The organism is Pseudomonas sp. NPDC089406 (assembly GCF_044900265.1).
Taxonomy (GTDB): Bacteria; Pseudomonadota; Gammaproteobacteria; order Pseudomonadales; family Pseudomonadaceae; genus Aquipseudomonas; species Aquipseudomonas fakonensis.
In genome coordinates this window covers 188,751-207,846 of the sequence record NZ_JBJDNC010000004.1, presented here as the reverse complement: position 1 = coordinate 207,846, position 19,096 = coordinate 188,751, and the positions used below count along the sequence as shown (strand labels likewise).

At 63.6% G+C, this 19,096-nt stretch carries 15 protein-coding genes and 1 tRNA gene; 13 read left to right on the top strand and 3 right to left on the bottom strand.

Translation table 11 applies throughout. From position 1 onward, the window contains the following. Positions 1-6: 6 nt before the first annotated feature. The 7 genes from apaG to ACI2KK_RS04635 all read left to right on the top strand — a co-directional run bounded on the left by apaG (position 7) and on the right by ACI2KK_RS04635 (position 7,896). Positions 7-387 carry a Co2+/Mg2+ efflux protein ApaG gene (gene apaG, locus ACI2KK_RS04665; protein WP_404668056.1) on the top strand — a complete coding sequence of 127 codons (381 nt, stop codon included), beginning with the start codon at positions 7-9 and terminating at the stop codon, positions 385-387. Next, on the top strand, positions 387-1,259 hold the full coding sequence (locus ACI2KK_RS04660) for a symmetrical bis(5'-nucleosyl)-tetraphosphatase (protein ID WP_217887471.1): 873 nt from the start codon (positions 387-389) through the stop codon (positions 1,257-1,259). Before apaG ends, ACI2KK_RS04660 begins: the two co-directional genes overlap by 1 nt. Then, entirely contained in the window at positions 1,256-1,585 is a 330-nt protein-coding gene (gene glpE, locus ACI2KK_RS04655) for a thiosulfate sulfurtransferase GlpE (protein WP_404668055.1), read from the top strand. The genes ACI2KK_RS04660 and glpE overlap by 4 nt, the downstream gene beginning before the upstream one ends. A gap of 282 nt (positions 1,586-1,867) precedes the next feature. Beyond that, positions 1,868-3,790, top strand: a complete 1,923-nt coding sequence (locus tag ACI2KK_RS04650; RefSeq protein ID WP_217841490.1) for a PrkA family serine protein kinase — start codon at positions 1,868-1,870, stop codon at positions 3,788-3,790. A gap of 118 nt (positions 3,791-3,908) precedes the next feature. Beyond that, positions 3,909-5,180, top strand: a complete 1,272-nt coding sequence (locus ACI2KK_RS04645; RefSeq protein ID WP_217841489.1) for a YeaH/YhbH family protein — start codon at positions 3,909-3,911, stop codon at positions 5,178-5,180. After that, the gene (locus ACI2KK_RS04640) at positions 5,177-6,745 is read left to right on the top strand and encodes a SpoVR family protein (RefSeq protein WP_404668054.1); all 1,569 of its coding nucleotides are present in this window, start codon (positions 5,177-5,179) and stop codon (positions 6,743-6,745) included. Before ACI2KK_RS04645 ends, ACI2KK_RS04640 begins: the two co-directional genes overlap by 4 nt. A 53-nt stretch (positions 6,746-6,798) precedes the next feature. Then, on the top strand, positions 6,799-7,896 hold the full coding sequence (locus ACI2KK_RS04635) for a multifunctional CCA tRNA nucleotidyl transferase/2'3'-cyclic phosphodiesterase/2'nucleotidase/phosphatase (protein WP_404668053.1): 1,098 nt from the start codon (positions 6,799-6,801) through the stop codon (positions 7,894-7,896). A 61-nt stretch (positions 7,897-7,957) separates the two neighbouring features. On the opposite strand, the gene folK is transcribed toward ACI2KK_RS04635, so the two are convergent. Together folK and folB are read right to left on the bottom strand one after the other, a co-directional pair. Next, the gene (gene folK, locus ACI2KK_RS04630) at positions 7,958-8,467 is read right to left on the bottom strand and encodes a 2-amino-4-hydroxy-6-hydroxymethyldihydropteridine diphosphokinase (RefSeq protein ID WP_404668052.1); all 510 of its coding nucleotides are present in this window, start codon (positions 8,465-8,467) and stop codon (positions 7,958-7,960) included. Then, complete coding sequence (gene folB, locus ACI2KK_RS04625; protein ID WP_217887466.1) at positions 8,458-8,814, bottom strand: dihydroneopterin aldolase; 357 nt, start codon at positions 8,812-8,814, stop codon at positions 8,458-8,460. The genes folK and folB overlap by 10 nt, the downstream gene beginning before the upstream one ends. 75 nt (positions 8,815-8,889) lie before the next feature. Between folB and plsY the strand changes: the two genes are divergently transcribed. Beyond that, complete coding sequence (gene plsY, locus ACI2KK_RS04620) at positions 8,890-9,459, top strand: glycerol-3-phosphate 1-O-acyltransferase PlsY (protein ID WP_217887465.1); 570 nt, start codon at positions 8,890-8,892, stop codon at positions 9,457-9,459. A gap of 15 nt (positions 9,460-9,474) precedes the next feature. On the opposite strand, the gene tsaD is transcribed toward plsY, so the two are convergent. Then, on the bottom strand, positions 9,475-10,500 hold the full coding sequence (tsaD, locus tag ACI2KK_RS04615; protein WP_404668051.1) for a tRNA (adenosine(37)-N6)-threonylcarbamoyltransferase complex transferase subunit TsaD: 1,026 nt from the start codon (positions 10,498-10,500) through the stop codon (positions 9,475-9,477). A 205-nt stretch (positions 10,501-10,705) separates the two neighbouring features. Here tsaD and rpsU point away from each other — a divergent pair, with 205 nt between their 5' ends. From rpsU to ACI2KK_RS04590, 5 genes are all read left to right on the top strand, one after another. Then, entirely contained in the window at positions 10,706-10,921 is a 216-nt protein-coding gene (rpsU, locus tag ACI2KK_RS04610) for a 30S ribosomal protein S21 (protein WP_003255575.1), read from the top strand. Between the two features lie 278 nt (positions 10,922-11,199). After that, the gene (gene dnaG / locus ACI2KK_RS04605) at positions 11,200-13,182 is read left to right on the top strand and encodes a DNA primase (protein WP_404668050.1); all 1,983 of its coding nucleotides are present in this window, start codon (positions 11,200-11,202) and stop codon (positions 13,180-13,182) included. 67 nt (positions 13,183-13,249) lie between these two features. Continuing rightward, positions 13,250-15,100 (top strand): RNA polymerase sigma factor RpoD, encoded by a 1,851-nt coding sequence (gene rpoD, locus ACI2KK_RS04600; protein ID WP_217887462.1) that lies wholly within the window; start codon positions 13,250-13,252, stop codon positions 15,098-15,100. Between the two features lie 106 nt (positions 15,101-15,206). Beyond that, positions 15,207-18,950: an EAL domain-containing protein gene (locus ACI2KK_RS04595; protein ID WP_404668049.1), complete on the top strand. Its 3,744-nt coding sequence runs from the start codon at positions 15,207-15,209 to the stop codon at positions 18,948-18,950. A 16-nt stretch (positions 18,951-18,966) separates the two neighbouring features. Further along, a tRNA-Ile gene (locus ACI2KK_RS04590) sits at positions 18,967-19,043 on the top strand. The last annotated feature ends 53 nt before the right edge of the window (positions 19,044-19,096 follow it).

The window sequence follows — 19,096 nt, the reverse complement described above, 5'->3', positions numbered from 1 at the left end:
CCTTGCATGTCCGACCCCCGCTACCAGATCGACGTCAGCGTCGTGACCCGCTACCTCAAAGACCAATCCGACCCCGAAAGCAATCGTTTCGCCTTCGCGTACACCATCACCGTGCAGAACAACGGCACGCTCAGCGCCAAGCTGATGTCCCGCCATTGGCTGATCACCAACGGTGACGGCGAGGTCGAGGAAGTGCGCGGCGCCGGAGTGATCGGCCAGCAACCGCTGATCGAGCCAGGCCAAAGCCACACCTACAGCAGTGGCGCGGTGATCGGCACCCGGGTCGGCACCATGCAGGGCAGCTACCAGATGTTCGCCGAAGACGGCAAACGCTTCGACGCGCCGGTCGCCCCGTTCCGCCTGGCGGTGCCCGGGGCGCTGCACTGATGGCCACCTATGCGGTCGGTGACCTGCAGGGCTGCCTGCAGCCACTCAAGTGCCTGCTCGAACGCGTGCGCTTCGACCCGGCCGTCGACCGCCTGTGGCTGGTGGGCGACCTGGTCAACCGTGGCCCCGAGTCGCTGGAAACCTTGCGCTACCTGTATTCGATCCGCCACGCGCTGGTCTGCGTACTGGGCAACCACGACCTGCACCTGCTGGCCGCCTGGCACAACGTCGAGCGCCTGAAAAAAAGCGACACACTGCGCGAGATCATCGAAGCCCCCGACGCCGACCGCCTGTTCGACTGGCTGCGCCATCAGAAGCTGCTGCACTACGACGAAGCCCGCGGTATCGCCATGGCCCACGCCGGCATACCGCCGCAGTGGACCCTGGGCCGGGCCCTGGAACTGGCGGCAGAGGTCGAGCAGGTGCTGCGCGACGACAACCGCCTGCAGCCTTACCTCGATGGCATGTACGGCAACGAGCCGAACAAGTGGAGCAAGGACCTCGCCGGCATCGAACGCCTGCGGGTGATCACCAACTACTTCACCCGTATGCGCTTCTGCACAGCCACCGGCAAGCTTGACCTCAAGAGCAAGGAGGGCCTGGACAGCGCACCGAAAGGCTACAAGCCCTGGTTCGACCACCCCGAGCGCCGCTCACGCCACGTGAAGATCATCTTCGGCCACTGGGCTGCCCTTGAAGGCCGCGTCGATGTGCCCGGCGTGATCGCCCTCGACACCGGCTGCGTGTGGGGCGGCGCCATGACCCTGTACAACGTCGACAGCGGCGAATATCACCGCTGTGACTGCACCCGCGAAGGCACCCCGCGCCCGCCGGCTGCCCCCTCGATCAGTTCTGAAGGAACCACCCCATGAGCGAATTCAAGCGCATCCCCCCTGAACAGGCCCTGGCCCTGCGCGCTCAAGGCGCCGTCGTGGTCGACATTCGCGACCCGCAGGCTTTCGCCGCCGGCCACATCACCGGCGCCCGGCACCTGGACAACCACTCGGTGGCCGATTTCATCCGCAACGCCGACCTCGACGCCCCTACCCTGGTGGTCTGCTACCACGGCAATTCCAGCCAGAGCGCCGCCGCCTACCTGGTCGGCCAGGGCTTCTCCGAGGTCTACAGCGTGGACGGCGGCTTCGAGCTGTGGCGCGCCACCTACCCGGCCGAAACCGCCCAGGGCAGCGCCGAGTAATTTTTTCATTTTTACTGCAGCCCGCATTCCCTGCGGGCTCGCGCCTGACCTGACGAACGGTCGTAGGCGTCTTCTTGGCTCCCCGCCCTTGACCTTGGCCAGAACCAACTACTCTTAAGCACAGGCCATCCAAAAAAGGGGAGAGCCGGTACACCGGCGTGCGGGTCATCGGTAGCGTTTCAGGGTGTTCTGGGGGGTATACAGCAGTCGGTTTCCCCGATTGCATGCCAGCATCAGCTGACTGATCCGGCGTCGTCTCCACGTATCGAGCGAGGTGACGTCATGAGTATTTTTAGCCACTTCCAACAACGCTTCGAGTCCACGCGCCAGGAAGAACTCTCGCTGCAGGAGTACCTCGAGCTGTGCAAAGAGGATCGCAGTGCCTACGCATCGGCGGCTGAACGGCTGTTGCTGGCCATCGGTGAGCCGGAACTGATCGACACCTCAAGCAACTCCAGGCTGTCGCGGATCTTCTCCAACAAGGTGATTCGCCGCTATCCGGCCTTTGCCGACTTCCATGGCATGGAAGAGTGCATCGACCAGATCGTCTCCTACTTCCGCCACGCCGCCCAAGGCCTGGAAGAGAAGAAACAAATCCTCTATCTGCTGGGCCCGGTCGGCGGCGGCAAGTCGTCACTGGCCGAAAAACTCAAGCAGCTGATGGAAAAGGTGCCCTTCTACGCCATCAAGGGCTCACCGGTATTCGAATCGCCCCTGGGCCTGTTCAACGCCACCGAAGACGGGGCGATCCTCGAAGAGGAATACGGCATCTCGCGGCGCTACCTCAACACCATCATGTCGCCCTGGGCCACCAAGCGCCTGCAGGAGTTCGGCGGCGACATCAGCAAGTTCCGGGTGGTCAAGCTCTACCCCTCCATCCTCAACCAGATAGCCATCGCCAAGACCGAACCCGGTGACGAGAACAACCAGGATATCTCGGCGCTGGTGGGCAAGGTGGATATCCGCAAGCTCGAGGAATTCCCGCAGAACGACGCCGACGCTTACAGCTATTCGGGCGCGCTGTGCCGGGCCAACCAGGGCCTGATGGAATTCGTCGAGATGTTCAAAGCCCCCATCAAAGTGCTGCACCCGCTGCTCACTGCAACGCAGGAAGGCAACTACAACAGCACCGAGGGCCTTGGCGCGATTCCCTACACCGGCATCCTGCTGGCCCACTCCAACGAATCGGAGTGGCACACCTTCCGCAACAACAAGAACAACGAAGCCTTCATCGACCGTATCTATATCGTCAAGGTGCCGTACTGCCTGCGGGTCAGCGACGAGATCAAGATCTACGACAAGCTGCTGATCAACAGCTCGCTGGCCAAGGCCCATTGCGCGCCCGACACACTGAAGATGCTCGCCCAGTTCACCGTGCTGTCGCGGCTCAAGGAGCCGGAAAACTCGAACATCTACTCGAAAATGCGCGTGTATGACGGCGAGAACCTCAAGGATACCGACCCCAAAGCCAAGTCGATCCAGGAGTACCGCGACTCCGCCGGCGTCGACGAGGGCATGAACGGCCTGTCGACCCGTTTCGCCTTCAAGATCCTCTCCAAGGTGTTCAACTTCGACCCCCATGAAGTGGCCGCCAACCCGGTGCACCTGCTGTATGTGCTGGAACAGCAGATCGAGCAGGAGCAGTTCCCGGCCGAGGTGCGCGAGCGTTACCTGCGCTATTTGAAAGAGTACCTGGCCCCGCGCTACATCGAGTTCATCGGCAAGGAAATCCAGACCGCGTACCTGGAGTCCTACAGCGAGTACGGGCAAAACATCTTCGACCGCTACGTGTTGTACGCCGACTTCTGGATCCAGGACCAGGAATACCGCGACCCGGAAACCGGCGAAATCCTCAACCGCATCGCCCTCAACGAAGAGCTGGAAAAAATCGAGAAACCGGCCGGCATCAGCAATCCGAAGGACTTCCGCAACGAGATCGTCAACTTCGTGCTGCGTGCCCGCGCCAACAACAACGGCAAGAACCCCAGCTGGCTCAGCTACGAGAAGCTGCGGGTGGTGATCGAGAAGAAAATGTTCTCCAACACCGAAGACCTGCTTCCGGTCATCAGCTTCAATGCCAAGGCCAGCAAGGAGGATCAACAGAAACACAACGACTTCGTCACCCGAATGGTCGAACGCGGCTACACCGACAAACAGGTACGCCTGCTGTCGGAATGGTACCTGCGGGTCCGCAAATCGCAGTAAAAGCGAAACGTCACGGGCGGGTGCGCGCAGGCGCCCCCGCAACCGTGGCGCCAGCCAGCGCTTTTGCTTGCAGCTCGTAGCTTGAAGCTTGCAGCTGTAACCCGCTATCGGAGGGCCTATGAGCTACGTAATCGACCGACGCCTGAACGGCAAGAACAAGAGCACGGTCAACCGCCAGCGCTTCTTGCGGCGCTACCGTGAGCACATCAAGAAAGCCGTCGAAGAAGCCGTAAGCCGCCGCTCCATCATGGACATGGAACATGGCGAGCAGATCAGCATCCCCGGCCGCGACATCGACGAGCCGGTGCTGCACCACGGCCGCGGCGGCAAGCAGACCGTGGTTCACCCCGGCAACAAGGAATTCACCGCAGGCGAGCACATCGCCCGCCCGCAGGGCGGCGGCGGTGGCGGCGGGCGCGGCAAGGCCGGCAACTCCGGCGAAGGCATGGACGAGTTCGTCTTCCAGATCACCCAGGAAGAGTTCCTCGAATTCATGTTCGAAGACCTCGAGCTGCCCAACCTGGTCAAGCGCCACCTCACCGGCGCCGACACTTTCAAAACCGTGCGCGCCGGCATCGCCAACGAAGGCAACCCGTCACGCATCAACATCGTGCGCACCCTGCGTTCAGCCCATGCCCGGCGCATCGCCCTGACCGGCAGCAGCCGCGCACTGCTGCGCGAGGCGCAAAAGGAGCTGGAGCGCCTGCGGGTCGAAGAACCTGACAACTTCACCGACATTCAAGAGACCGAAGCCGAGATCGTGCGGTTGAAGGCACGCATCAACCGCCTGCCGTTCCTCGACACCTTCGACCTCAAGTACAACCTGCTGGTCAAGCAGCCCAACCCCAGCTCGAAAGCCGTGATGTTCTGCCTGATGGACGTCTCCGGTTCGATGACCCAGGCCACCAAGGACATCGCCAAGCGTTTCTTCATCCTCTTGTACCTGTTCCTCAAACGGAACTACGACCGCATCGAAGTGGTGTTCATCCGCCACCACACCAGCGCCCGCGAAGTGGACGAGGAAGAGTTTTTCTATTCCCGCGAGACCGGCGGCACCATCGTCTCCAGCGCGCTCAAGCTGATGCAGGAGATCATGGCCGAACGCTACCCGGCCAGCGACTGGAACATCTACGCCGCACAAGCCTCCGACGGTGACAACTGGAACGACGACTCGCCGATCTGCCGCGACATCCTGTCCAAGCAGATCATGCCCCACGTGCAGTACTACACTTACGTCGAGATCACCCCGCGTGAGCATCAGGCGCTGTGGTACGAATACGAGCGTATCGGCGAAAGCTTCCCCGACACCTTCGCCCAGCAACAGTTGGTATCGGCCGGCGACATCTACCCGGTCTTCCGTGAACTCTTCCAGCGCAGGTTAGCCACATGACCGCCAGAGAACAGAGACGCCAGCCCATTTCAGTCGGCTCGGAGTGGACCTTCGAGCTGATCCAGACGTACGACCGCGAAATCAGCCGCCTGGCCGCGCGCTACGCCCTGGATACCTACCCCAACCAGATCGAGGTAATCACCGCCGAGCAGATGATGGACGCCTACGCCTCGGTGGGCATGCCGCTGGGTTACCACCACTGGTCCTACGGCAAGCAGTTCCTCAGCACCGAAAAGTCCTACAGCCGCGGCCAGATGGGCCTGGCCTACGAGATCGTGATCAACTCCGACCCCTGCATCGCCTACCTGATGGAAGAGAACACCATGTGCATGCAGGCACTGGTGATTGCCCACGCCTGCTACGGCCACAACAGCTTCTTCAAGGGCAACTACCTGTTCCGCACCTGGACCGATGCCACCTCGATCATCGATTACCTGGTGTTCGCCAAGCAGTACATCGCCCAGTGCGAGGAGCGCCATGGCATCGATGCCGTGGAAGACCTGATCGATTCCTGCCACGCGCTGATGAACTACGGCGTCGACCGCTACAAGCGCCCCTACCCGATCTCCGCCGAAGAAGAACGGCGGCGCCAGAAAGACCGTGAAGAGCATTTGCAGCGCCAGATCAACGACCTGTGGCGCACCATCCCCAAGAGCGCCGAAAAAGGCGGGGAGCGCGACGATGCGCGGTTCCCTTCCGAACCACAGGAAAACATCCTTTATTTCATCGAGAAGAACGCTCCGCTGCTCGAACCCTGGCAACGCGAAGTGGTGCGTATCGTGCGCAAGATCGCCCAGTACTTCTACCCGCAGCGGCAAACCCAGGTAATGAACGAGGGTTGGGCGACCTTCTGGCACTACACCCTGATGAACGACCTGTATGACGAAGGCCTTATCACCGAAGGCTTCATGATGGAGTTCTTGCAGTCGCACACCAGCGTGGTTTTCCAACCCGGCTTCGACAGCCCGTACTACAGCGGCATCAACCCCTACGCCCTGGGTTTTGCCATGTACACCGACATCCGCCGCATGTGCGAAAACCCCACCGAGGAAGACCGCCGCTGGTTCCCCGACATTGCCGGCAGCGACTGGCTGTCGACCATCAAGTTCGCCATGAGCAGCTTCAAGGATGAAAGCTTCATCCTGCAGTACCTGTCACCGAAGGTGATCCGCGATCTCAAGCTGTTCAGCATCCTCGACGACGACCAGCGCGATGACCTGCTGGTACCGGCGATCCACGACGAAGACGGCTACCGCACCATTCGCGAACAGCTGGCCGCGCAATACAACCTGGGCAACCGCGAGCCCAACGTGCAGATCTGGAGCATCGACCGGCGCGGCGACCGCTCCCTCACCCTTCGCCACCAGCAGCACAACCGCAAGCCGCTGGGCGATTCCACCGACGAGGTGCTCAAGCACCTGCACCGGCTGTGGGGCTTCGACATCCACCTGGAGACCGTACAGGGCGAGCAGGTAATGAAGACCCACCACATGCCGCCGCGCAACGAACACGGCGACACCGGTGACTATGGACGGATGGACCTGGCCGTGGTGCACCACCTCTAGCCTGCTTCATTTCTGCCGACACGTTATCCTGTCGGCAGAAATGGAGGTTTCACATGCAGATCTACAAGGTTGGCGGCGCCGTGCGCGACCGCCTGCTCGGCCGCCCGGTCAGCGATGTCGACTGGCTGGTGGTCGGCGCCACCGTCGAACAGATGCAGGCCCAGGGCTTTCGCCCCGTCGGTGCCGATTTCCCGGTGTTCCTGCACCCGCACACCGGCGAGGAATACGCCCTGGCCCGCACCGAGCGCAAAAGCGGGCGCGGCTACGGCGGCTTCACCTTCCACGCAAGCCCGGATGTGACGCTGGAAGACGACCTGATTCGTCGCGACCTGACCATCAACGCCATGGCCGAGGACGAAACGGGCACGCTGTACGACCCGTACCACGGCAAACGCGACCTCGATCAACGCATTCTGCGCCATGTTTCCCCGGCATTCGCCGAAGATCCCTTGCGCGTTCTGCGCGTTGCGCGTTTTGCCGCCCGCTACGCGCCGCTGGGTTTCAAGGTTGCCGACGAGACGCTGGCACTGATGCGCCAGATCGCCGGGTCGGGCGAGTTGCAGGCGCTGACCGCCGAACGCAGCTGGAAGGAAATCGAGCGGGCGCTGATGGAAAGCGAGCCACAGGTGTTCATCGAAGTGCTGCGCAGCTGTGGCGCACTTGAAGAGCTGATGCCGGAGCTTGTACAAGGCGCAGACACCCTGCCCGCACTGCACCAGGCTGCCCGGCACCAGCAAACATTGCCGGTGCGCTGGGCCTGCCTGCTGCGCGGGCGTGAGGCGGCGGCGATCAAGGCGCTCAACCAGCGCTTCAAGGCCCCGCGTGAATGCCAGGAACTTGCGGCATTGGTGGGTGAGTTCGCCGAGCGTGCCGACCAGGCACTGGCACTGGCGCCGGCAGACCTGCTGGAAATGCTGCAGAAGTTCGATGTGTACCGACGCCCGCAGCGTTTCGAGGACTTCATCGCCGCCTGTGAAATGGCGGCGCGGGGTTCGGGTTATCCACAGGGCGAATACCTGCGCGGTGCCGCTGAGGCCGCACGGGCCGTGGATGTGAAGCCGTTGGTGGAGCAAGGGCTGACTGGCCAGAGCCTGGGTGAAGCGCTCAAGGCTGAGCGGCTGAAGGCGCTTGAGGCCTACACGGCAGGTTGATTCTCGATGGCTGTAGCGGCCCTGTGGGAGCGGGCTTGCCCGCGAAGAGGCCGGAACAGGCTTACACCGCAGTCAGCTGCAACCCCCGCCACTCGAACGCCACCGGCGCCAGCACCTGGTCGATGCTCGCCTCGTGCCACAGCTGCGCCATGGGCTTGCCCGCCCCCGGGTGCACCAGCTCCGGCGCCAGCAGCGCCAGCGGCCACAGCACAAAGGCGTTCTTCAGAATTTCCGCACGCGGCAGCACCAAACCGTCGAAGGTGCCGTGCAGGCCGTCATACATTAGCACGTCGATATCCAGCGGCAGGCCCTTGCGGTCCGGTGCGTAGCGGCCATTGTCGGCCTCGATGAACTTGAGCCGGCGGTCCAGCTCCAGCAGCGGCAGGTCGGTTTTGCCAGTTACCACGAAGTTGATGAACGGCCCGCTCTTGATCCCCACCGCCTGGCTCTCGAACGCCGGCGAGCAGCGCATGTCGGTGAGTATTGCCGCCAGCGCATCGAGCCCCGCGCACAGGTGCCGCTCGCGGTCGATGTTGCTGCCAAGCCCGAGGTAAACCGTACTCACAGACATCCGCGCTCGATCTCCACGCCCACACCGCCACGGGCCGCCGGTACCGCGCCCGGCTTGGTCAGTTTCAGCCGCACCCAGGGAATGTTGAACTCAGCCATCAGCACCGCCACCAGGCGCTCGGCGAAGGTCTCCACCAGTTCGAAGCGGGCCTGCTCGGCAAATGCCTGGATACGCGCCGTCACGCTGGCGTAGTCCAGCGCCAGGGCCAGGTCGTCACCGGCGGCGGCCGGGCGGTTGTCCCAGGCAAAATTCAGGTCCAGGCGCAGGCACTGGCGAATATCCCGCTCCCAGTCATAGGCACCGATGACGGTATCGACTTCCAGGCCTTCGATGAACACTCTGTCCAAGCACTTCTCTCCACAGCACGACAAGGGCGACGGGCGCCGTTAGAATCGGGGGCGTCCTCGCCCGGAATAGTTAGCATGTTTTGGTCACTGGCGCTGCTTGCCTACCTGCTTGGCTCCGTGTCTTTCGCCATCGTCCTGAGCCGCCTCAGCGGCAGCCCCGACCCGCGCTCCAGCGGTTCGGGCAACGCCGGCGCCACCAACATGCTGCGCCTGGCAGGGCGCAAGCTGGCGATCCTCACCCTGCTCGGCGATCTGTGCAAGGGCATGCTGCCCGTGCTGCTGGCTCGCCTGGCCGGGCTCGACCTGCAGGAGCAAGCCTGGGTCGGCGTCTGCGCCGTGCTCGGCCACCTGCTGCCGCTGTACTTCCGCTTCCAGGGCGGCAAGGGCGTGGCCACTGCGGCCGGCATGCTCATGGCCCTGTACTTCCCGGCGGCGCTGCTGGCCATCGGCGCCTGGCTGTTGACCTTCCGCCTCACCCGCACCAGCTCGCTCGCGGCGCTGATCGCCACCCCGCTGACACTGCCCCTGCTGGCCTGGCGCGAGCCTTCTGCGCTGCTGCCGATGACCGTGCTGACGCTGATGATCGTGTGGCGCCACCGCAGTAACCTGCGCGACCTGTTCGCCGGGCGCGAACGGCATTTCTAGCCTGCCCGGCAAGTTTCAGACCGGCGGCAGCTGCTCCATCGGCCAGCGCGCCTGCACGCTGATTGCCAGGTCCTGCTGCTGCCCGGCCAGCAGACGCTGGCAACCGGCATAGGCGATCATGGCGCCGTTGTCGGTGCAAAACCGCGGGCGGGCGTAGTAAACGTTGCCCTTGATGCTGGCCAGCATGTCTTCCAATGATTCGCGCAAGGCCTTGTTGGCGCTCACGCCACCGGCGATGACCAGGCGCTTGAGGCCGGTCTGCTTGAGGGCGCGCTTGCACTTGAAGGTCAAAGTCTCCACCACCGCCTGCTGGAACGCCAGCGACACGTCGCAACGGGTTTGTTCGTTGTCGTCACCGGCATCACGGCACTGCTGCCAGGTGTTCAGGGCGAAGGTTTTCAGGCCGCTGAAACTGAACTGCAGGCCCGGGCGGTCGCACATCGGCCGCGGGAAGGTAAAGCGCCCCGGCGTGCCGTGCTCGGCCAGACGGGCGATTTCGGGGCCGCCCGGGTAATTCAGGCCGATCAGCTTGGCCGTCTTGTCGAAGGCCTCGCCAGCGGCGTCGTCCAGGCTCTCGCCCAGCAGCTCGTACTGGCCGATGCCGTCGACCTTCACCAACTGCGTATGGCCGCCCGACACCAACAAGGCGACGAACGGAAACTCCGGCGGCTGCTCTTCGAGCATCGGTGCCAGCAGGTGGCCTTCCATATGGTGCACGCCGATGGACGGTATGCCCCAGGCGAACGCCAGCGCCTGGGCGCAGGAGGCGCCCACCAGCAGCGCGCCCACCAGGCCCGGGCCTGCGGTGTAGGCGATGGCGTCGATGTCGGTGGCGACGCAGTCGGCCTCCTGCAGCACCTGGCGGATCAGCGGCAGCATGCGCTTGACGTGATCGCGCGAGGCGAGCTCGGGCACCACGCCGCCAAAGGCGCGGTGCAGGTCGATCTGGCTGAACAGCGCGTCGGCCAACAGGCCGCGTTCACTGTCGTATAATGCGACGCCAGTTTCGTCGCAGGATGTTTCCAATCCCAGTACTAGCATGGGTCCGTGCCTTGTAGAGGCTGAATTCGAAGCCGCGCATGATAGTCCCCGTACCCAGTGCCGACCAGCGGTTTTCGATCAGAGGCTTTGCATTCCGGCCAGCTAAGGGTTAACATCCGCAACCCTTGAAAACCGACGTTCTCCAGCACACCTTATGTTTTGCCAGGAGCACGTCTACCCCGGTAATGAATTAAGGTAGCCCTGGATGCCAGCCGTCAAAGTTAAAGAGAACGAACCCTTCGACGTAGCTCTGCGTCGTTTCAAGCGCTCCTGCGAAAAAGCCGGTGTACTGGCTGAAGTTCGTAGCCGCGAGTTTTACGAGAAGCCGACCGCAGAGCGTAAGCGCAAAGCAGCTGCTGCTGTTAAGCGTCACGCCAAGAAAGTTCAGCGCGAACAGCGCCGCGCCGTTCGTCTGTACTGATACAGACGTTCTACGCAAAGCTTCTGCCCCGCCCGGCCTCGTGCCGGGCTGATGGCAGCGGTCGTTTCAAGCCCTTGGCCATGCGCCATGGGTGCCCCGGCAAAAGCCACGGGCAACCTGCTGCAACACGTCAGAACTGGTTTTTGACCAGTCGTGCACGTCCTTTCTGACGAGCCCTTACCGGCTGTGACGAGCACAACACCTCTTCCCGCAATACCCCGCACCCATACCCGCGCACAAGCGTTTAGACTTGCCAGTTGCCAGATGACGAGGCTGCCATGGCCGGGCTGATTCCCCAGAGCTTCATTGACGACCTGATCAACCGCCTCGATATCGTCGACGTGGTGAGTTCGCGCGTCCAGCTGAAAAAGACCGGCAAGAACTACTCCGCCTGCTGCCCGTTCCACAAGGAGAAGACCCCCTCCTTCACGGTCAGCCCCGACAAGCAGTTCTACTACTGCTTCGGTTGCGGCGCCGGTGGCAACGCCCTCGGCTTCGTCATGGACCACGACAACCTGGACTTCCCCCAGGCCGTCGAGGAACTGGCCCGCGCCGCCGGCATGGAAGTGCCCCGCGAGCAGGGCCGGCGCGACCACAAGCCGCGCCAGCCCACCGACTCGCCGCTGTACCCGCTGCTCGATGCCGCCTCCGAATTCTACCGCCAGGCCCTGCGCGGCCACCCCACGCGCAAGGCCGCGGTGGACTACCTCAAGGGCCGCGGCCTGTCTGGCGAGATTGCCCGCGACTTCGGCCTGGGCTTCGCCCCGCCGGGCTGGGACAACCTGCTCAAGCACCTGGGTGCCGACTCGCTGCAGCAAAAGGTGATGATCGACGCCGGCCTGCTGATCGAGAACGCCGAGAGCGGCAAGCGCTACGACCGCTTCCGCGACCGGGTGATGTTCCCGATCCGCGACAGCCGCGGGCGCATCATCGCCTTCGGCGGCCGGGTACTGGGCGACGACAAGCCCAAATACCTGAACTCCCCGGAAACCCCGGTATTTCACAAGGGCCAGGAGCTCTACGGGCTGTACGAGGCGCGCAAGCACAACCGCAACCTCGACGAGATCATCGTCGTCGAGGGCTACATGGACGTCATCGCCCTGGCCCAGCAAGGGCTGCGTAACGCCGTAGCCACCCTCGGCACCGCCACCAGCGAAGAGCACCTCAAGCGCCTGTTCCGCGTGGTGCCCAGCGTATTGTTCTGCTTCGACGGCGACCAGGCCGGGCGCAAGGCCGCCTGGCGCGCCCTGGAGTCGACCCTGTCGGCGCTGCAGGACGGGCGCCGCGCGCGCTTCTTGTTCCTGCCCGAAGGCGAAGACCCCGACAGCCTGGTGCGTGCCGAGGGCACCGATGCCTTCCGCGCACGCATCAACCAGCACGCCCAGCCGCTGGCCGACTACTTCTTCGAGCAACTGAGCGCCGAAGCCGACCCGCGCTCGCTGGAAGGCAAGGCGCACATGGCGACCCTGGCCGCACCGCTGATCGAAAAGGTCCCCGGCGCCAACCTGCGTCAGCTGATGCGCAACCGCCTGAAGGAAATCACCGGCCTCGACACACAGCAGGCCGAGCAGCTGGCGCAACAGGCGCCGGCGCCCAGCAGCGTGCCGGACTACGACCCTGGCTACGACTACGACGCCATGGCCAGCTACACCCCGGACTACGGCGACATGCCGCAGCACGACTACGCCCCTGTGCACCAGGAGCCGGAGTGGAAACCGAACAAAGGCGGTGGCAAGAAGCCGTGGAGCGACAAGCCCTGGGACAAGAACCGCAAGGGCGGCAAGCCCTGGCAGCAGCGCGACGAAGCGCCGCCACGGGTGCCGGCACCTGTCGAGCCACCGGCACTGGCCGCGCTGCGCACCCTGCTGCACCACCCGCTACTGGCCGGCAAAGTCGAGGACGCCAGCCACTTCGCCGACGAAGAGCACCTGTACAGTCAACTGCTGGTGGCGCTGATCGAAGCCGCGCAGAAAAATCCTAAGCTAAGCTCAATGCAGTTGATCGCACGCTGGCATGGCACCGAGCAAGGCCGCTTGCTGCGGGCCCTGGCGGAAAAGGAATGGCTGATCGTGGCCGACAACCTTGAACAACAGTTTTTCGACACTATAACTAGCTTGTCCGCCCGCCAACGCGAGCGCAGCCTGGAACAACTGCTCAGGAAATCACGTCAAAGTGAATTGACCAGCGAGGAAAAAACCCAGCTCCTCGCCCTGCTGAGCCGGAATGTTCCCGCACAAACGCCGACCTCATCTGGCGCGTGAGGCCCATGCTCGGGTATAATCCTCGGCTTGTTTTTTGCCCGCCAAGACCTTCAGTGGATAGGGTGTTATGTCCGGAAAAGCGCAACAGCAATCTCGTATCAAAGAGTTGATCACCCGCGGTCGTGAGCAGGGCTACCTGACTTACGCGGAGGTCAACGACCACCTGCCTGAGGATATTTCAGATCCTGAACAGGTGGAAGACATCATCCGCATGATCAACGACATGGGGATCAACGTATTCGAGAGTGCTCCGGATGCGGATGCCCTGCTGTTGGCGGAAGCCGACACCGACGAAGCCGCAGCCGAAGAAGCTGCCGCCGCGTTGGCAGCAGTCGAAACCGATATCGGCCGCACGACCGACCCGGTGCGCATGTACATGCGTGAAATGGGTACCGTCGAGCTGCTGACCCGCGAAGGCGAGATCGAAATCGCCAAGCGCATCGAGGAAGGCATCCGTGAAGTCATGGGCGCCATCGCCCACTTCCCGGGCACCGTCGATTACATCCTCGGCGAATACGACCGCGTCACCGCCGAAGGCGGCCGTCTGTCCGACGTGCTGAGCGGCTACATCGACCCCGATGACAACATCGCCGCGCCGACCGAAGAAGTGCCGGTACCGGGTGCCAAAGCCCCGGCAGCCAAGGAAGAGTCGGACGACGAAGAAGAGGAAAGCGAAGGCAGTGACGACGAGGAAGAGACCGAAAGCGGTCCCGACCCAGTGGTTGCAGCCCAGCGTTTCGGCGCCGTTGCCGATCAGCTCCAGGCCACCCTCAAGGTTGTGAAGAAAAACGGTCGCAGTGCCAAGGACAGCATCGCTGCCCTGCAAGCCCTGGCCGACCTGTTCATGCCGATCAAGCTGGTGCCCAAGCAGTTCGACGTACTGGTCGAGCGCGTGCGCGACGCCCTGAACCGCCTGCGCCAGCAAGAGCGTGCAATCATGCAGCTGTGCGTGCGTGACGCGCGCATGCCGCGTGCCGACTTCCTGCGCCTGTTCCCGAGCAACGAGACCGACCAGACCTGGTCCGGTGACCTGGCCAAGCGCAACACCAAGTGGGCTGCCGCCCTGGGTGAGAAAGACGCCGCCATCGTCGCCTGTCAGCAGAAACTGATCGACCTCGAGACCGAAACCGGCCTGACCGTCGCGGAAATCAAGGAAGTCAACCGTCGCATGTCCATCGGCGAGGCGAAAGCTCGTCGCGCCAAGAAGGAAATGGTCGAGGCCAACCTGCGTCTGGTGATTTCCATTGCGAAGAAGTACACCAACCGTGGCCTGCAGTTCCTCGACCTGATCCAGGAAGGCAACATCGGCCTGATGAAGGCGGTGGACAAGTTCGAATACCGTCGCGGCTACAAGTTCTCGACCTACGCCACCTGGTGGATCCGCCAGGCGATCACCCGTTCGATCGCCGACCAGGCGCGCACCATCCGTATTCCGGTGCACATGATCGAGACGATCAACAAGCTCAACCGTATTTCCCGCCAGATGCTGCAGGAAATGGGCCGTGAACCGACCCCGGAAGAGCTGGGTGAGCGCATGGAAATGCCTGAGGACAAGATCCGCAAGGTATTGAAGATCGCCAAAGAGCCGATCTCCATGGAAACCCCGATCGGCGACGACGAAGATTCGCACCTGGGCGACTTCATCGAGGACTCCACCATGCAGTCCCCGATCGACGTAGCCACGGTCGAAAGCCTCAAGGAAGCCACCCGCGACGTGCTCTCGGGCCTGACCGCACGCGAAGCCAAGGTGCTGCGCATGCGTTTCGGTATCGACATGAACACCGACCACACCCTCGAAGAAGTCGGCAAGCAGTTTGACGTGACCCGTGAGCGGATCCGTCAGATCGAAGCCAAGGCGCTGCGCAAGCTGCGCCACCCGACGCGAAGCGAGCATCTGCGCTCCTTCCTCGACGAGTGATGACAAACCCCGGCCCAGGCCGGGGTTTTTCTTGCCCGCGAAACGGCTCTGGGCAGCGCCGGCCCGTCTACACTCGTTTTCAGACCCCCTGAATCGAGAGGCCGCTATGCCCCTGATGCCGGCCCTTCTGTTGCTGTTGCTGTGCCTGTGGCACACGACGGCCGGCGCGCTGACCCTGACTGACGAAGAAAAAGCCTGGCTGGCTGCCCACCCGCAACTGCGCCTGGGCGTGGATGCTTCCTGGCCGCCGTTCGAGTTTCGCGACCAGGAAGGTCGCTACCAGGGATTGGCCGCCGACTATATCGCGCTCATCCAGGACCGCCTGGGTGTCACCCTCAAGCCGGTCGAGCCCAGCAGCTGGACCGAAGTGCTGGAGCAGGCGCGCAATAACGGCATCGACCTGCTGCCCGGCATCATGTCCACCCCCGAGCGGCAGAACTACCTGTCCTTCACCCGCCCCTACCTCGACTTCCCGATCGTCATCCTCGCCCACTCCGGCGGCCCGCAACCGCGCAACCTCAACGACCTGTACGGCCTGAAAATCGCAGTAGTGGAGAACTACGCGCCCCACGAACTGCTGCGCACCCACCACCCCGACCTCAACCTGGTGGCCATGCCCAACGTCAGTTCCGCGCTGCAGGCCCTGGCCACAGACGAGGTGGACGCGGTGGTCGGCGACCTTGCCTCGAGCATCTGGAGCCTGCGCCAGCTCAAGCTCGACGGCCTCTACGTCAGCGGCGAGACGCCCTACCGCTACCAGTTGGCCATGGCCGCCCCACGGGAGCAGAAGATCCTGGTCGGCATCCTCGACAAGGTCATGGCCGACATGAGCAGCGGCGAGGTCAGCCACATCCAGCAGCGCTGGGTGGGCAACGTGGTCGACCAGCGCAGTTTCTGGCATGACATGCTGCTGTACGGCCTGCCCGCTGTACTGCTGCTGGTGACCATCCTCGCCGTGGTGATCCGCATCAACCGCCGGCTCAGCTCGGAGATTTCCCGGCGCATCGCCCTCGAACAGGAGCTGCGCAGCAGCGAATACCACTACCGCGGCCTGGTCGAAAGCCTCTCGGCAATCGCCTGGGAGGCCGACGCCAACGACTTCACCTACAGCTACGTGTCGCCCCACGCCGAGGACCTGCTCGGCTACCCCTTGAGCGAATGGCTCGAGCCCGGCTTCTGGCGCAGCATCCTGCACCCCGAGGATGCGCTATGGGCGCAAGCCTTCTGCGACAGCGAAACCGCCGCCGGCCGCGACCACAGCCTGGACTACCGGGTGCTGCGCGCCGACGGCCACACCCTGTGGGTGCGCAATATCGTCAGCATGATCCAACACGGCCACAAGCCACTGATGCGCGGCCTGATGATCGACATCAGCGAGACCAAGAACGCCGAGGGCGCCCTGCGCCTGTCCGAGCAGAAGTTCGCCTCGGTGTTCCAGCAGTGCCCGGACATCCTGGTCATCGCCCGGCACAGCGACGGCTGCCTGCTGGAGGTGAACGAAGCTTTCGAGGAGCAGATCGGCCTGAGCCCGGCGCAGGTGCTGGGCCGCACGGCCACCGAGCTTGAGCTGTGGGGCGTCGGCGGCACTGGCCCGGCGCTGCTCGAACGCCTGCACCGTGGCGGAATCCGCAACATGGAAATGACCTTCCGGCGCAGCAACGGCCAGTTGTTCACCGGCCTCACCTCGGCCGAAACCTTCGAACTCGACGGCACCCTGGCGCTGGTGGTGGCGGTACGCGACATCAGCCAGCTCAAGGAAACCCAGCAGCAGTTGCAAACCTCCGAGGAGAAGTTCGCCAAGGCGTTCCATGCCTCGCCCGATGGCCTGCTGCTGTCGCGCCTGCGCGATGGCATGCTGGTGGAGGTCAACGAAGGCTTCCGCCGCTTGACCGGCTACGACATCAGCCCCGGCATCGACCAGACCGCGCTGGACTTAGGTATCTGGGTCGACCTCAACGAGCGCCAGCAACTGATCGAACTGCTGCACCGCGACGGCTTCGTGCGCGACTTGAGCTGCCATATTCGCCGCAGCGACGGCCAGATACGCCTGTGCGAGCTCTCCGCCCGGCCCCTGCCGATCGGTGACGAGGACTGCATGCTGACCATCGCCCGCGACATCACCGAGCGCCACCTGATGCAGGAAAAACTGCAACTGGCCGCCACGGTGTTCGAAAACACCGCCGAAGGCGTGCTGATCACCGACACCGACCAGCGCATCAGCGCGGTCAACCGCGCCTTCAGCGAAATCACCGGCTACAGCGAAATCGAAGCCCTCGGCCAGACCCCGCGCCTGCTCGCCTCCGGCCAGCACGACAGCGCCTTTTATGCGGCCATGTGGCACCAGCTCACCGCCGAAGGCCACTGGCAGGGCGAAATCTTCAACAAGCGCAAGAACGGCGAGCTGTACCCCGGCTGGCTGACCATCAGCGCGGTGCGCAACAACGAGCGCGAGATTACCCACTTCGTCGCCGTGTTCGCCGACATCTCCAGCCTCAAGCACGCCCAGGCCAAGCTCGACTACCAGGCCCACCACGACCCGCTGACCGGCCTGCCCAACCGCACCCTGTTCGAGAACCGCCTGCAGGCAGCCCTCAGTTGCGCGCAACTGTCCAACCGCCAGGGCGCGGTATTGTTCCTCGACCTCGACCGCTTCAAGCACATCAACGACAGCCTCGGCCACCCGGTCGGCGACCTGCTGCTCAAGGGCATCGCCCAGCGCCTGAAAGAACAGGTGCGCGACGTCGACACCGTGGCCCGCCTGGGCGGCGACGAGTTCATCATCCTGCTGCCCGGCCTGCACAAGCCCAGCGATGCCAGCGCTATCGCCAACAAGCTGCTGGCCTGCTTCCATGCGCCGTTCCAGGCCGGCGAGCACGAGTTCTTCACCAGCGCCAGCATCGGCATCAGCCTGTACCCGCAGGACGGCAGCGACACCGCCGAGCTGATCCGCAATGCCGACGCCGCCATGTACCGCTCCAAGGCCAAGGGCCGCAACCGCGTCGAAGCCTACACCCGCGACCTCACCGCCCAGGCCAGCGAGCGCATCGCCCTGGAACACGAACTGCGCCGCGCCATCGAGCGTAACGAGCTGAGCCTGAACTTCCAGCCCAAGTTCAGCCTCAAGACCCAAAGCCTGGTGGGTGCCGAAGCGCTGATCCGCTGGACCCACCCAAGCTTCGGCGAAGTGCCGCCCGAGCAATTCATCCACCTGGCCGAAGAAAACGGCAGCATCCTGCAGATCGGCGACTGGGTGCTGGAGCAGGCCTGCCGGCAGATGCACGCCTGGAAGCGCGCGTATCACGCCTTCGGCCCGCTGTCGGTCAACCTGGCCGGCGCCCAGCTGCGCCAGCCCAGCCTGGCCAAACGCATCGAGCAGTTGCTCAAGACCTACCAGCTCAAGGCCGGCGACCTGCAACTGGAGATCACCGAAAACTTCATCATGAGCCAGGCCGAAGAGGCCCTGGCCATCCTCCATCAGCTCAAGCAACTGGGCGTGCAACTGGCCATCGACGACTTCGGCACCGGTTACTCGTCGCTCAGTTACCTCAAGCGCCTGCCGCTGGACATCCTCAAGATCGACCAGTCGTTCATCCGCGGCCTGCCCGACGACCCCCACGACGCCGCCATCGCACGCGCCATCATCGCGCTCGGGCGCAGCATGCAATTGACCATCATCGCCGAGGGCGTGGAGAACCAGGCCCAGCAGCGTTTCCTCGCCGCCGAAGGCTGCGAGCAGATCCAGGGCTACATCGTCAGCCTGCCGCTGCCCCCCGCCGAATTCGCCGCAACCTTCCTGCGCATAGCACTATCGGATCTTTCAGATGGCACGGTATCGAAACCATCGTTATAATCCGGCCACCTTCTGAGGGCCTATAGCTCAGTCGGTTAGAGCAGAGGACTCATAATCCTTTGGTCCACGGTTCGAGTCCGTGTGGGCCCACCACCTTCAAAGCCGCGCACTGCGCGGCTTTGTGCTTTTCGGAGGTGTGGCCTAAC

What these genes read in the sequence shown, in the direction of transcription:
- apaG (WP_404668056.1), top strand. Translation starts at nt 7, where the DNA reads ATGTCCGACCCCCGCTACCAGATCGACGTCAGCGTCGTGACCCGCTAC.
- ACI2KK_RS04660 (WP_217887471.1), top strand. Translation starts at nt 387, where the DNA reads ATGGCCACCTATGCGGTCGGTGACCTGCAGGGCTGCCTGCAGCCACTC.
- glpE (WP_404668055.1), top strand. Translation starts at nt 1,256, where the DNA reads ATGAGCGAATTCAAGCGCATCCCCCCTGAACAGGCCCTGGCCCTGCGC.
- ACI2KK_RS04650 (WP_217841490.1), top strand. Translation starts at nt 1,868, where the DNA reads ATGAGTATTTTTAGCCACTTCCAACAACGCTTCGAGTCCACGCGCCAG.
- ACI2KK_RS04645 (WP_217841489.1), top strand. Translation starts at nt 3,909, where the DNA reads ATGAGCTACGTAATCGACCGACGCCTGAACGGCAAGAACAAGAGCACG.
- ACI2KK_RS04640 (WP_404668054.1), top strand. Translation starts at nt 5,177, where the DNA reads ATGACCGCCAGAGAACAGAGACGCCAGCCCATTTCAGTCGGCTCGGAG.
- ACI2KK_RS04635 (WP_404668053.1), top strand. Translation starts at nt 6,799, where the DNA reads ATGCAGATCTACAAGGTTGGCGGCGCCGTGCGCGACCGCCTGCTCGGC.
- folK (WP_404668052.1), bottom strand. Translation starts at nt 8,467, where the DNA reads ATGTCTGTGAGTACGGTTTACCTCGGGCTTGGCAGCAACATCGACCGC.
- plsY (WP_217887465.1), top strand. Translation starts at nt 8,890, where the DNA reads ATGTTTTGGTCACTGGCGCTGCTTGCCTACCTGCTTGGCTCCGTGTCT.
- tsaD (WP_404668051.1), bottom strand. Translation starts at nt 10,500, where the DNA reads ATGCTAGTACTGGGATTGGAAACATCCTGCGACGAAACTGGCGTCGCA.
- rpsU (WP_003255575.1), top strand. Translation starts at nt 10,706, where the DNA reads ATGCCAGCCGTCAAAGTTAAAGAGAACGAACCCTTCGACGTAGCTCTG.
- dnaG (WP_404668050.1), top strand. Translation starts at nt 11,200, where the DNA reads ATGGCCGGGCTGATTCCCCAGAGCTTCATTGACGACCTGATCAACCGC.
- rpoD (WP_217887462.1), top strand. Translation starts at nt 13,250, where the DNA reads ATGTCCGGAAAAGCGCAACAGCAATCTCGTATCAAAGAGTTGATCACC.
- ACI2KK_RS04595 (WP_404668049.1), top strand. Translation starts at nt 15,207, where the DNA reads ATGCCCCTGATGCCGGCCCTTCTGTTGCTGTTGCTGTGCCTGTGGCAC.